Below are 12,695 nucleotides of genomic sequence, written 5' to 3' on the forward strand. Positions count from 1 at the left end.
CGTTCCGGCCTTTTTCGCAGAAGTGCTGTACTTTCTACAGATGTACCATTCTTTGGCTTATTGCAAAAATTGGCGCTACAGTCTTTATTTTAAGAGGCGGGCGGTGCGTCTTGCGGCGGTTCGAGAGGTTTATCGAGCAGTGCTTTTATGCTTTTAATATCCTTTTCCTGCACACTCAACCTTTTGTTGACAAGAACGGGCAACATTACCGGCCCCAACGAATAGGCGGTTGGGTTTGCCTTTTTACTTCGCATCATGCTTTCCAGAAAACCGGTGATGCCGCCCAGGGACTCGTAAGGCCCGAGTTGGTTGAATACCAGCACTACTTCTTCCGTTTCATTGAGTAAATGGCTGGCATATTTTAGCGTGGTGGCGTCGGCGTGGTTGTCGAGGTCGTACACCTGCCAGGCTGGCAACGGGCCAAAGGGGTGGCCGAAGCCAATTTGCTCCCTGGCGCCCAGCTGGATGTAAAACAGTGCTTTCGTCATGGCCCTACAATGATGCGTTTGGTAATGGCATGGCTGCCAGACCTGATCCTCAGCAAGTAGAGACCAGTAGGAAAGTTGCTCAGGTCGATCTCTGCCGTGGCAGTGCGGCTAAAGTGTAGCTCTCCACTTAATCGTTGCCCCGATACATTGTAGAGCACGCCTGTAGCCTCCAGGTTGGTGGTCAGCCGGAGCGTCCTTTCTGTTTCAAGTGGGTTGGGGAATACGTTGACCTGAAGCTTCACCTCTTCACCAGGATTGCCCTGCTCGTTGGTGGCGGTGAAGGCCAAAAGTCCGCCCTGGGCGGTGCCTAAGATCAGCTCGTTGGCATTGTCGCCGGTGAGGTCGGCGAGGGCTGGCCACAGCCGGCGGCCGGCTTTTAGCGGCTGGGTGGCGTCGAGGGTGGCATTGTAAAGCTGGATGACCTCTGGTGCGGTGGTGCCTGCTGAGGTAAAGTCGTGAATCACTCTTAGTCCGCCGGAGTTATCAGCCAGGAGGAGGTCGGGAGAACTATTTCCATCTTCATTTACCACCATGGGTACAAGAAACGTGCGGTCAGGGGTGCGGTCGATGCCAAGGTAGGCGTCGGTTTTAGTGTTGAATACCGGGGCGATATTGGTGCCGCTGTTGAGCCACAGTGAGAGGCGGCCGTTGCTTTGGCCCAGGAGCAAGTCCAGCCTGCCATTGCCATTGATGTCGTAGAAATAGGGGTAGTCGGTGGCGTTGATTTCGACAGTGAGCGGCAGGGCTGCTGAAGCGCTGAAGGTGTCGTCTTGATTTGGAATCCAGAAGATTTTGAGGCCGAAAGTATTGAGGCCATAGCCTTTGAGCACCAGGTCGGCGTTGCCATCGCCATTCATGTCCACCAGCTGAAAGCTGAGGTTGGTGAGGCCCAACTGGCTGAGGGCCATCCAATCGGCCGTGCTTTGCTCAAAGCTGCCATTGCCTTTGTTTTGGAGCAGTGTGATGGTCGACCGGAAGCTGCCGTCCACAGCTGGCAGCCCCTTGTTGGCGATGAGAAGGTCAGGCCGCCCGTCTCCGGTGGCGTCATAGGCAACGGGCACTGCATTTTCGCCCACATCAAACATTTCATTTTGCAAAAAAGGCTCCGGGGCGGCAAAGTCAGGCACTGTGCTGGTTCCCTCGTTGGCAAGCAGAAAGCTCGACTGCCTATAGTCGAGGCCTGTCAGGTCTTCCCGGTGGTTGGACGAGAGGATCAGGTCGGCCTGGCCATCTTTATTGAAGTCGGCGAGAAAAGTGGACGGAAAAAAAGCGCCCTGGCTGGGTGCGAAATCAGGCAGGTACAGGTTCCGCTCCACGAAGCTGGGGTCGGTATCGGTACCCTGGTTGATCAGGTAGGTCAGTCCGTCGCAGGTCTCCTGGCCAATGAGTGCATCCCGTTTTCCGTCGCCGTTGATGTCGGCAACAAGGAAAGCCTTTCCTTCGATGTGCATTGTGCGGCTTGATGGATCGGCGCAGGTAAACGGCTCAAACTGGTAGTTGCCGCAATTGCACTCAGAAAAACCACCCCAGCGCTGGTTAGTCCGCACATAGTCGAGACCACAGTTGCCGGTGTTGTCGACGCTGCGGTTTTCATATAGTTCTGCCGTTTGCCCCGAGCTGAAGTTGATGGCAAGGATGTCGACATCGCCGTCGCCATCGATGTCCTGTATGGAAGGGATGTCGGAAGGATTGACCAGGAGGTTCACGGTGTTATTGCCCGATTGTGTAAAGAGCGGATCTTCGGTTAGCTCCCAGGCAGGGTATTCGTCGGCGTTGGAGGTGTTAACGAAAATCCGCACGCCGAACGAGGAATAGGTGAACAGGTCTTTTTGTCCGTCGCAATTGTAGTCGACCAGAATGATCCAGTTCTCAAGGTCAGACGGGAAAAACTGAGCAAGGTCGGGCTGGTACACATACTGCCCGGCCATAGTGGTGAACACTTTAACGACGTCGCCAGCCCGGTCGAAAACGACGAGGTCTTCGTCGCCATCGGCATTGGCATCAAACATAATAAACTGCCCGGAGTGCATGCCACCTGCAAAAGGCTGACGCAGCTTCGTGCCAATGGTGGATAGCGTGAGATCCTCAGCCGGCCGGAATACAGGGATGTCCTGGGCGGTGGCGGCCACGGCTAACAGGGTAGAGAGCACGATATGGAGAAAACTATGGTGCAAAAGGGTTTTGAGTGATATTGCTTTTGGTTAAGACAAAAATGGGGAGGAATTAGTTTTAAAAGAAAGGGGGAGGCAGATATTGGACACTCGGATGTGCGGATGTTCGGACGTTCGGACGTTCGGACGCTCAGACGTTCAGACGCTCGGACGGGAGGCGGAAGACAGGAGTCGGAAGACAGGAGACCGAAGACCGAAGTCGGACACGGTACGCAAGCATTGGCTCTTTTCAAGATTCTTGGTGAGAGACCCCAAAAAGAGGTAAAACGAAAACTTCCAAGCCCTGAAAGGGCGACATAACAAAAGGATGGTGGTGGAGCCCTGTCCTGACAAGGGTAAAACTCTTTCAGGGTCCTCTGCGAGAGACCCCAAAAGGAGTTTTGTTCCATCCGTACAAGGTGCGTTGAGACCCGGGAGTCCAACGTTCATTCGAATCCTCAGTTCCTCAGCTTTCAAATCCTCTCCTCACACATATCCCCCTAAAATTCCCCCCAGTTCGATGGGTTGTATTGTGCTGGCTTTATGTCCTTTAAGTGTTGTAGAACACACAGGCAGAAGAAGGAGGAAAGAATGAAGCGCATGGTATTGGTCTTGCTATGTACACTTTCCGTTGACGTTTGGGCGCAACAGGACAGAGTATTTGAGCAAATTGATGAACAGTTGTGGATACCCTATATCAAGGCCTACAATGAATTTAACACCCGGGCCTTCATGGCTTTGCACACACCGGACGTAATCAGGGTAAAAAGGGAAAGTAGTCAGATCATGGTAGGTACTGCCTACCGGAAAAATGAGTACCGACGTAATTCTATTTCTCAATCGAAAGACTGGGAGAGAAACCTGGAGATTCGGTTTATTGACCGGCTGGTGGAAGGTGCCATAGCCTATGAGGTCGGTTATTATCGTGTCAGCCTGCACAAGCCCCAAAGCCCCCCTCAGGTGCTTTACGGTATGTTTCATGCTACCCTCAAACGGGTTGACGGGGAATGGAAAATATATATAGATGAGGATGAGGTACTTGACAACTTTTCTGATAGTCAATTCTATAAATGCCATCCTCTTCAAAGTGCGCAAAAATAAATTGCTTCCGGGGGAGTAGCGGCTAGCACGGATTCCAAAACGTTGGTGTAAATTAACAGCATAATTGCACCAACCTTGATCACACTTATACAATACAACGACCCGGGCTACACCACGAGAGACGGGCTTAGTCCCGCCGAAGCTTCAAAGCTTTTGAAGCCCAACCACATCAACTGGTTTGATGTGGAAATCACCAACAAGATCCTGGTAGAAGACACCGCTCAGTTCTTTGGCATTCACCACCTGATGGCCGAAGATATTCAAAACCTGGAACAGCTGCCTAAGTTCGAGGTGTTTGATAAGTACCTTTTCTTTACTTTGAAAATGCTGGTGTTTAACCCTGAGACCAATAAAATAACCCAGGAGCACCTCAGCATTGTGATGGGCGAGGACCTCATCATCACCTTTCAGGAAGGATTGCCAGGCGACGTGTTTGATGAGCTAAGGAACCGCATAGCACTGGCCAAGGGGCGAATCAGAAAGTACGGTGCCGACTACCTGTTTTACAACATCATCGACTCTGTGGTGGACAACTATATGACCATTATGGAGCGGTTGCGAGACAAAATAGAGAAGCTGGAAGCTGAAATTATCAAAGATCCTTCTTTCCATGTGGTGGAGGAGATCATGGAAATCAAAAAGGAGATCAACACGCTGAGGAAATATACCTTGCCGCTGCGGGACGCACTCAATAAGATGAGGGTGGAGGGCTCCCACTTTATCCAGAAGACTTCGGTGAATTATTTTCAGGACGTCGCCGACCACATTCACTACCTCATCAGCTCTTTTGAAACCTCCCGTGAAATGCTGAAAGACATCATGGATCTGCATTTGTCTAACCTCAGCAACGACATGAACAAGGTGATGAAAACCCTGACGGTGGTGGCTGCTATTTTTATTCCGCTCACCTTTATCGCCGGGGTATACGGCATGAATTTTAAATACATGCCTGAGCTTGATTCGCCCTATGGCTACCCAATGCTGTGGACTTTTATGATTGTGAGCAGCGTGGTGATGGTGGTGTACATGAAACACAAAAAGTGGTTGTAAAGCGATCTATTTTAGTATCTTGAGGCCATGCAATTTTTCAAAATTCTCTCCCTGGCGCTAGCGCTGTCTGTTTTTGGTTGCAAACGCCCAGCGGCAAAACAATCAAATGCCGTTGTGGTTACCGGCACAGTATTCGAAACGCAGTCATATTGCGGAGGAGCTGCGCCCAGCGAGGATAGGTTGGCCCAAATGAAAATACCAAAACCACTTGCCGGGAAAGTAATCTACCTGAAGTCCGGAAAGGTCAACAACCCGGAGGCACCAGTGGTGGCTGAGGTGACAGCGGACGAAAGAGGGGAGTTTTCGGTTAGCCTGGAACCAGGGTTTTATGTAATGGTAGATGAGAAGAGAGTGGACAAAGCCTCGTACAACTACATGATGTCCAATTTTGCTGAGAAGACAGAGAATTATACCGCTGTCGACAAGGGCTGCCTGGATAAGTGGGTGGCAGAAGCCAACCTGGTGTTTGAGGTGCTGGCGGAGGCCAATGAGCCACTGAATGTTACTTTTCACAAACCGTGTTCGTGGAACTCCTTCCCCTGCGTTACCTTTATTGGTGAGCGACCCCGCTAGTTTTTCCTGACGTTTTTTCTCTGAAAAGCCTTTCGTATTTCCCGCTTTCGGTGTTCATCCATTTGTCCCAAAAAGTGAAGTACAATCCATAGTTGGTGTTGAACTCCGAATGGTGCAGGCTGTGATGGGTAGCGCCAATCAGCCATTTGCCCAGCCAATGCTCATCAAAATTCTCGGGAAAAATCTCAATATCAAGGTGGTTCACAACTGCGCTCACCGTCATGATCACTAACATGGCAAGGATGACATAAATGTGCATGGGCAGAAACCACACAATCAGCGGCACAATAATGGCCTGTAGCAGACTTTCCCACGGATGAAAAGAAAAGGCAGTCCACGGAGAGGAAATCAGGCTTTCGTGATGCGTTTTGTGAACGGCTTTGAACAGCCCGGGCAGGTGCATAAGCCGGTGCGCCCAGTAGTAGTAGGTTTCATGTACAAACAGGGCGATGACCAAACTAACTGGCAAATACCAATAACCGTAGGTCGACAGCTCAGTGTAAATGGTAGTTTTCCCTGCTTGCCATGCCCACAGCATTCCCACACCTGAGAGAGCAAAGATGAAGGAGGTAAGGGCTGAGTAAAAGATTTCTTTTTTGAACTGACCTTTCTTCCAGGTGCCAGTGGATATTTTTCTGGTGGCAAACTTCTGCCCACCCAATCGGTAGAAGACTCCAAAAAAGATAGCAGAGACGATCACATAGCGGATAAAAACGATCAGGAATAATAATAGAGTGAAGCCTATTACCTCGTTGGGTTGGCTAAAGTCGATGATTTCAAGTCGTTCGTCCATTGGAAGAAATACTGTTTGTCTGCTGCAAGACTATAACTACTTAACTAAATTTGACCCGGAACGTTTCCGTTAAGAAAGAAAAAAGAATGTCAAGAAACATACTAACCGTCAGCCTGATCATCACATTATATGTCACCTCATGTTCCACCAAAGTTGAGCAAGCGCAGTCCAACGCCGATCCAAAGGCCCAGGAGGTCGTGGACAATGCTATCGCAAAGCATGGAGGTACTGCCTATGAATCTGTTGCAGTTGGTTTCGACTTTCGGGAAAAGCACTATACAGTAGAACGATTTCCTGACCGGTATGTCTACACCCGGTCGTGGCAGGACTCCATTGGCTATGTGGAAGATATTCTCGTCAACAGCACACAGCTTACCCGCACGGTAGATGGCGACACGGTGGAGCTTACCGACGAGTGGGCGTTCAAATATGCCAACTCGGTAAACTCAGTACTCTATTTCGCTCTTCTTCCCTACGGCCTCAACGACGCCGCAGTGATAAAAAAATATCTTGGAGAGGTGGCTATCAAAGGCAAGTCTTACCACAAAGTGCAGATCACTTTCCAGCAGGAGGGTGGCGGAAAGGACTTCGAAGATGTCTTCATTTACTGGTTCGACAAGGACACCTATCAGCTGGATTATCTGGCTTACTACTACAATACCGACGAAACCGGCATCCGCTTCCGGGAGGCGTATAATCGCCAGACGGTCGACGGCATTCTTTTCCAGGATTACATCAATTACGCACCGATTGATTCAACAATTACTGTTCACCAAACGGACGACCAGCTTGAAAAGGGCTTGCTTAAAGAGCTGTCCAGGATAGAGAATGAGAAGCTGGAGAGTTTGAAGTGATGGTGAATGCTTTTTTAATAGCCCAGGGTTTAAACCCCGGGCTATTAGAAAAAGCGCCCGTTTGATCTCAATGCTGCGTTGATTCCAGCAGATTCTTCCCCCTCAACATATCCACCGAATTCGACATGCCTCTGAAGTTATGATAGGCAGATTTCCAGATATTGCCTTTGCCCCGTGGTTTCATGTCGGGCTGCTTGTCGAGGCCACCAGAATACCAGCCACCATTTTCATGATCGATCAGGTAGGTGTCAACGTATGACCACAATAGCTTGAATTTTTCATAGTACTGGTGCTCATCTTCGGGAAATAGCTGCGACATCATGAGCAGCGCATTGAGGCCTTCTGCCTGAGCCCACCAGTTTTTGGTGTCCCTGATAATGCGGAAGCCGTCATTGAAGTAGTAGCCTTCGTCGTAAAAGCCGCCGACCTCGTTGTCCCAGCCAATGCTCAGCGCATGATCGACCATGGTTTTAGCCATGGCCAGGGTTTTTGGATCGTCGTGCACGCCCAGCACATGTTCTGCTTCCAGCATCAGGAAGGCTGTTTCCACATCGTGACCAAACGAAACATGGTCGAGGTTGTGATGGCGAAGGATTACCTCTTCCGTAGAATCCGTGAAAGAAACGGGCTGCCAGTCAGGCGTGAGGAATAGCACCAGATAGCCTTTGGGGTTGGTGATGGTGTCCCTGATTAGATAAAGCAATTCAGCCAGTCGTTCCTTTACCAACGGGTCGGGCCATACCTGGTAGAGCTCCGTCATAGCCTCCAGCAGGTGGATGCTGCTGTTCTGGTCTTTGTAGCCCAGGTCAGAGGTGGAGGGGATGGTGTCGGGTCGAACCACCGGCGTTCCATCACGCTCCAGATGCTGGAAGTAGCCAAGCTTGTCGGGGTCGTGGCTGTGCTCTTCAAGCCAGTAGAAAGCTTTCTTCGCCAGCTCCAGGCCTTCTTCGTCTTTGGTGGCCATATAGTAGGCGGCCAGGCCGTAGATGCCAAATGCATTGCCATAGGCCGTTTTGTCCATGGTTTTGGGGTTGCCCTGCTTGTCTACCAGCTGGTAGAAACCGCCCATTTCTTTGTCCCACATCTTGTCACGGAGAAATTTGAAACCATGCTCGGCGCCTGTTTTATAATAGGCTTTCTCAGGGTAGCGCTGAAAAGCCTTGGCATTGGTCCATACATGGCGGGCCTGCGTTACAATCATTTTGTCCTGATTTTCTCCGGGCTTAAAATCATAGGTAAGGCTACTCAAGAACCCGCCATCTTCGTTGTCGACATCCATGGGGTACCATTTGTCGAGCAGCTCGGTAGTGAGCGACTTCTCCATTGCATCAGCAATTTCAAGTTTTTCTTTTTGGATAGGGTCAGGGGAAGAACAGGAATACACGCATAGGAGCCATACAAATGGAGCGAACAGCGCTTTGGGAAGATGGAATTTCATTTTCATAGTAGTCAGGGTATTGCTTAGGTAGGTGAATATACTAAGACTATTGCGCATATGTGCGCACCTGAAAAGCATTATACACCGCCGGACGATAGTCAGGCGGATCGGAAAATGAGACCTTGGTTCAGGATGAGGATACTAGGCCAGTTTCTTCTTCCTGGTCACGCTCCAAATAATTATCAGTCCAGCCAGTATCATTGGGATAGACAATATCTGTCCCATGTTGATAGGTAGTGGATTGTTGAATTCTTCCTGCCACACTTTTACGAATTCGATGAGAAAGCGGGACGTAAAGAGCAGCGTCATGAATATGCCGAAAAGGAGTCCTTCAGGCATTTTAGCTCTCTTCTTACTCCAGAGATAGTAGAGGAATATGGTGAGAAACACGCAGAAAATGGACTCATAAAGCTGAGCCGGATGCCGTACAATGCCATAGGTGTAGAATTCAGCATAAGTGGTGCCATTGGCTTTGTAGAGTTCGTATTTCAGACCGTCGCCGGGATTGTGCCAAATGTATTCGCCCAGATAAGCGGAGTTGCCGAGAATGGTAGGCATTTTAGTTTGGTAGAAGCTATGGGTTACCTCTTCGTCTACCGGCACTTCGTTGTATTTCACCAGCACGTCGATGGGTGCTCTGCCGGGCACATCGCTGGTGATCTTGGTCGTGCGACTGATGTCTATTTCCTCAGACCGCACGATATATTGTTTGAGGAAATCTGCCGCAGGAGTAGCAAACACAACACCGTAATTGGAATCAGTCGGCTCGCCAAGAATTTCGGAATTGGTAAAGTTGCCGAACCGGATAAAGGCACCTGTTAATGCCGTTACAATGGCCACTCTATCGAGGATCCAATAGTACGACATGCCCTTCATTTTTCTGGCAAACAGCCACAAGGCGATGAAAATACCGATAGCCCCGCCGTGGCTGGCAAGTCCGCCTTCTCTGATATATAAAATTCTGATGGGGTCACTTAAATACTCAATCGGGTCATAAAAGAACACATGGCCCAGTCTGGCACCAACTATCGTCGCCACTACCATGTAAAGGGTAAGCGTATCTACTTCCTTTTCATCCCGGCCGTCAGCCTTGAACACTTTGTACATCACCTGCTGGCTTACAATGAAGCCGAGTGCGAAAAGCAATCCGTACCAGCGCACATCAAAACTTCCAATATTAAAAATTGCGGGATCGGGATTCCAAATAAGGTATGATAGCATTCTTTTGACGTTGATTTAACTGTGTTTTCTCCAGAAGTAGGGCGTAAATAACATAAGAACAGTAAACAATTCCAACCTGCCCACAAGCATTAAAAAGGAAAGTATCCACTTAGCAACGACGGGCAGATGAGCGAAATTGTCGACCGGCCCAACGGTACCCAAGCCCGGGCCGATATTACCCAGGCAGGTGGCCACAGAGCCAATGGCCGTCATGAAGTCGACGCCGGTGGCGGCAATGACTACCGAGCCAACGCCAAACACGCTGATGTAGATCATGATAAAGGCAAGGATATTAAAGGTAATGTCCCTGGTTATAGCCTTTTTATTGAATCGCACCGGAATCACTGCCGACGGGTGAATCTGCCTTTTTAGCTCAAGCACGCTGTTCTTGAAAAGAATCACATGGCGCACAATTTTCACTCCGCCAGCCGTGGAACCAGCCGAGGCGCCGAAGAACATTAGCACAAAGAAGAGCACGGTGAGAAACGGTGTCCATGAGGTATAGTCCGCTGATACATAGCCAGTGGTTGTCACCACCGACACCACCTGAAAGAGTCCGTCACGAAAGGATTTTTCAAAAGAGGAATCACTGACAAAATAGATGGTGAGTGCCACCAGGAGCGCATTGAAAGAGCAAAACAGCACGTAGTATTTAAACTCTTCGTTGGAAAAAACCTTTTTGAAGTATCCTTTAAAAATAAAGTACGTCATGGTGAAATTGGTACCTGCCAAAAACATGAACACAATGATCACATACTGTATAAAAGGTGAAGTGTAGTAGGCGATACTGGCGTTTTTGGTAGAAAATCCACCAGTGGCCATGGTTGTCAGGGCGTGGTTGATAGCATCGTAGAAGGTCATGCCACCTATCCAAAGCAACACTGTTTCTATGCCGGTAAGTCCGATGTAAATCAGCCAAAGACGTTTGGCAGTTTCCTTGATGCGGGGTTGTAGTTTGTCGGGAGAAATGCCCGGAGCTTCCGCTACAAATAGCTGCATACCACCGATGCCCAGTATTGGCAACACGGCTACCGCCAGCACAATAATTCCCATGCCACCGATCCACTGAGTGAGGCTTCGCCAGAAAAGAATGCCTTTGTGTACCGACTCAATGTCAGTGAGAATGGAGGCGCCTGTGGTAGAGTAGCCCGAGATAGTTTCAAAGAAGGCATTGGTGAAATTGGGAATGGCACCGCTGAGGATGTAGGGGAGGGAGCCAAAAAGGGACATCAAAAACCAACCAAGTGTTACTATTAGATATCCGTCTCGTTTTTTTAGTTCTTTGTCTTTGATCTTTCGGGTCGAAAACCACATCATAAAGCCGGTGCCAAGTGTGATGGCGCTGGCAAGCGAAATTCCCGGTAGGTCACCCTCGTTGTAAGAAAGGGAAATCGGAATACAGAGTAGCATCAATATCCCATTCATAATGAGCAAAACGCTCAGGATATTCGCCATCACCGGTACATTGAATCTCATTTAAAGAAACTTTCTACTTTATGAAGACATTCGGGGCGAATCAAAACGACAACCCGATCTTTTGGCTCGAAACGGAAAGAACCTCTCACTGTGTGTCCTCTCCCTCTCCTGATCACGCCACCCACAACGGCAGACTTAGGAAAGTCAAGATTGCGCAATTCATCTGCTAATATCTTGCTTTCCGGCTTTACTTCAAACTCCAGTATTTCCGCATCCACGCCGTGAATACTCGTTAGGTTGAGCACTTCTCCTTTTCTAATGTACCGGAAAATGAAGTTGGCAGCGATCAGCTTCTTGTTGATCATCGTATCCACGCCGATATTCTGTGAAAGGTGGATATAATCGATGTTTTCTACCAGGGCAATGGTCTTATTCACGCCGTGGTTTTTGGCCACAAGGCAAGAAATAATATTGGTTTCTGAGTTTCCTGTTACTGCAATGAAAGCATCCATATCGGTGATGCCTTCTTCCATCAGCAAGTCGATATCACGTCCGTCGCCATTGATGATCAGGGTGTCGGGTAGCATGTCGGCCAGCTCAAAGCACTTCTCCTTGTCCTGCTCAATCAGCTTGATATTATACTTTTTAGAAAGGCGCCTGGCGGTGTTGATGCCTACTTTGGAACCGCCAAGTATCATGATATTCTTGATGTCTGTTCTCTTTTTCCCTGAAAGATCCATCACTCTGTCGACGCCGTCGGGTTGAGCAATGAAATAGGCGTGGTCATTGGCCTTGAACGAATTTTCGCCATGAGGGATGATGGTCTCGTTGTTCCTCAAAATGGCCACCGTGGTGAAGCTATTGTCGGGGTTGAGGTAAGCGGTTTCGCTGAGCGTTTTTTCAGCCAGCTCCCCATTGTCATCGATCGTGATACCGACCAGCGAAAGCAGGCCGTTGTCGAAGTCGAATGTGTCGGTGAGGGCTGACTCACGAAGGAGTCGTTTAATTTCTTTTGCGGCTAACGATTCGGGAGAAATGATTTCGTCAATGCCTATTGTTTTGAGGTCGAGGATATCTTTGCCGAGAAGAAACTCTATGTTGCTGATCCTGGCAACAGTGCGCTTGGCACCGAGGTTTTTGCCAATAATGCATGTGGCAATATTGGTTTCCTCATTGGAAGTAACCGAAATCAAAAGGTCTGCCTTGCTTATGTTCGCATCCAGTAAAACGCTATAGGATGTCGAACTTCCCCTGATAGTTGCCACGTCCAAATGGTTGGCAGCATACTTTAGTTTTTCCTGGTCAAGATCAATCAGAATGATATCTTGTTCTTCGTAGGCGAGCAGCTTTGCTAAGTGAAATCCTACGTCTCCTGCCCCTGCTATTATTATTCTCATTTGATACTCTGATCAAAAAGTGACTGCAAATATAGAAAATAAACCATAGCCTGTGTAAAACCTTCAGATTGTTAACACGGCACATTTGAGCCAGAGCGAACTGATCCATACGGGACATTAATTGGCTAATAATAGTTCGGAAAATATTATCTTCATGGTTTAACACGTAACAAAAATTACTTTTTTCAGAAGACTCTACACTCAAATACTCATT

The 12,695-nt window shown here is 48.9% G+C and carries 11 protein-coding genes; 4 read left to right on the forward strand and 7 right to left on the reverse strand.

Annotated features, from left to right (window positions below; genetic code table 11):
• Window positions 1-89: 89 nt before the first annotated feature.
• Together RIF36_RS09580 and RIF36_RS09585 are read right to left on the reverse strand one after the other, a co-directional pair.
• On the reverse strand, window positions 90-488 hold the full coding sequence (locus tag RIF36_RS09580) for a hypothetical protein (protein WP_350120619.1): 399 nt from the start codon (window positions 486-488) through the stop codon (window positions 90-92).
• The gene (locus tag RIF36_RS09585) at window positions 485-2,662 is read right to left on the reverse strand and encodes a T9SS type A sorting domain-containing protein (RefSeq protein WP_350120617.1); all 2,178 of its coding nucleotides are present in this window, start codon (window positions 2,660-2,662) and stop codon (window positions 485-487) included. Before RIF36_RS09585 ends, RIF36_RS09580 begins: the two co-directional genes overlap by 4 nt.
• Window positions 2,663-3,229: 567 nt before the next feature.
• Between RIF36_RS09585 and RIF36_RS09590 the strand changes: the two genes are divergently transcribed.
• The 3 genes from RIF36_RS09590 (at window position 3,230) to RIF36_RS09600 (ending at window position 5,362) form a co-directional block, all read left to right on the forward strand.
• Window positions 3,230-3,739, forward strand: coding sequence for a YybH family protein (locus tag RIF36_RS09590; RefSeq protein ID WP_350120614.1), 510 nt, complete (start codon window positions 3,230-3,232; stop codon window positions 3,737-3,739).
• Window positions 3,740-3,814: 75 nt separating this feature from the next.
• Complete coding sequence (gene corA, locus RIF36_RS09595; protein ID WP_193217723.1) at window positions 3,815-4,789, forward strand: magnesium/cobalt transporter CorA; 975 nt, start codon at window positions 3,815-3,817, stop codon at window positions 4,787-4,789.
• 27 nt (window positions 4,790-4,816) lie between these two features.
• Window positions 4,817-5,362, forward strand: a complete 546-nt coding sequence (locus RIF36_RS09600) for a hypothetical protein (protein WP_350120611.1) — start codon at window positions 4,817-4,819, stop codon at window positions 5,360-5,362.
• On the opposite strand, the gene RIF36_RS09605 is transcribed toward RIF36_RS09600, so the two are convergent.
• Window positions 5,340-6,155, reverse strand: coding sequence for a sterol desaturase family protein (locus RIF36_RS09605; protein WP_350120609.1), 816 nt, complete (start codon window positions 6,153-6,155; stop codon window positions 5,340-5,342). The genes RIF36_RS09600 and RIF36_RS09605 overlap by 23 nt on opposite strands.
• A gap of 86 nt (window positions 6,156-6,241) precedes the next feature.
• Here RIF36_RS09605 and RIF36_RS09610 point away from each other — a divergent pair, with 86 nt between their 5' ends.
• A complete protein-coding gene (locus RIF36_RS09610; RefSeq protein ID WP_350120607.1) occupies window positions 6,242-7,009 on the forward strand; it encodes a DUF6503 family protein in 768 nt (255 codons plus the stop codon).
• Window positions 7,010-7,076: 67 nt separating this feature from the next.
• On the opposite strand, the gene RIF36_RS09615 is transcribed toward RIF36_RS09610, so the two are convergent.
• The 4 genes from RIF36_RS09615 to trkA all read right to left on the reverse strand — a co-directional run bounded on the left by RIF36_RS09615 (window position 7,077) and on the right by trkA (window position 12,481).
• Entirely contained in the window at window positions 7,077-8,453 is a 1,377-nt protein-coding gene (locus RIF36_RS09615; protein WP_350120604.1) for an AGE family epimerase/isomerase, read from the reverse strand.
• Between the two features lie 135 nt (window positions 8,454-8,588).
• Window positions 8,589-9,668: a prolipoprotein diacylglyceryl transferase gene (locus RIF36_RS09620; protein ID WP_350120601.1), complete on the reverse strand. Its 1,080-nt coding sequence runs from the start codon at window positions 9,666-9,668 to the stop codon at window positions 8,589-8,591.
• 15 nt (window positions 9,669-9,683) lie between these two features.
• Window positions 9,684-11,144, reverse strand: a complete 1,461-nt coding sequence (locus tag RIF36_RS09625; protein ID WP_350120598.1) for a TrkH family potassium uptake protein — start codon at window positions 11,142-11,144, stop codon at window positions 9,684-9,686.
• Window positions 11,141-12,481 carry a Trk system potassium transporter TrkA gene (gene trkA, locus RIF36_RS09630; RefSeq protein WP_350073720.1) on the reverse strand — a complete coding sequence of 447 codons (1,341 nt, stop codon included), beginning with the start codon at window positions 12,479-12,481 and terminating at the stop codon, window positions 11,141-11,143. Before trkA ends, RIF36_RS09625 begins: the two co-directional genes overlap by 4 nt.
• Between the last annotated feature and the right edge of the window lie 214 nt (window positions 12,482-12,695).

The sequence above is a fragment of the Imperialibacter sp. genome, from assembly GCF_040222815.1.
Taxonomy (GTDB): domain Bacteria; phylum Bacteroidota; class Bacteroidia; order Cytophagales; family Cyclobacteriaceae; genus Imperialibacter.

What these genes read in the sequence shown, in the direction of transcription:
- RIF36_RS09590 (WP_350120614.1), top strand. Translation starts at nt 3,230, where the DNA reads ATGAAGCGCATGGTATTGGTCTTGCTATGTACACTTTCCGTTGACGTT.
- RIF36_RS09605 (WP_350120609.1), bottom strand. Translation starts at nt 6,155, where the DNA reads ATGGACGAACGACTTGAAATCATCGACTTTAGCCAACCCAACGAGGTA.
- RIF36_RS09600 (WP_350120611.1), top strand. Translation starts at nt 4,817, where the DNA reads ATGCAATTTTTCAAAATTCTCTCCCTGGCGCTAGCGCTGTCTGTTTTT.
- RIF36_RS09625 (WP_350120598.1), bottom strand. Translation starts at nt 11,144, where the DNA reads ATGAGATTCAATGTACCGGTGATGGCGAATATCCTGAGCGTTTTGCTC.
- RIF36_RS09620 (WP_350120601.1), bottom strand. Translation starts at nt 9,668, where the DNA reads ATGCTATCATACCTTATTTGGAATCCCGATCCCGCAATTTTTAATATT.
- RIF36_RS09580 (WP_350120619.1), bottom strand. Translation starts at nt 488, where the DNA reads ATGACGAAAGCACTGTTTTACATCCAGCTGGGCGCCAGGGAGCAAATT.
- trkA (WP_350073720.1), bottom strand. Translation starts at nt 12,481, where the DNA reads ATGAGAATAATAATAGCAGGGGCAGGAGACGTAGGATTTCACTTAGCA.
- RIF36_RS09610 (WP_350120607.1), top strand. Translation starts at nt 6,242, where the DNA reads ATGTCAAGAAACATACTAACCGTCAGCCTGATCATCACATTATATGTC.
- RIF36_RS09615 (WP_350120604.1), bottom strand. Translation starts at nt 8,453, where the DNA reads ATGAAAATGAAATTCCATCTTCCCAAAGCGCTGTTCGCTCCATTTGTA.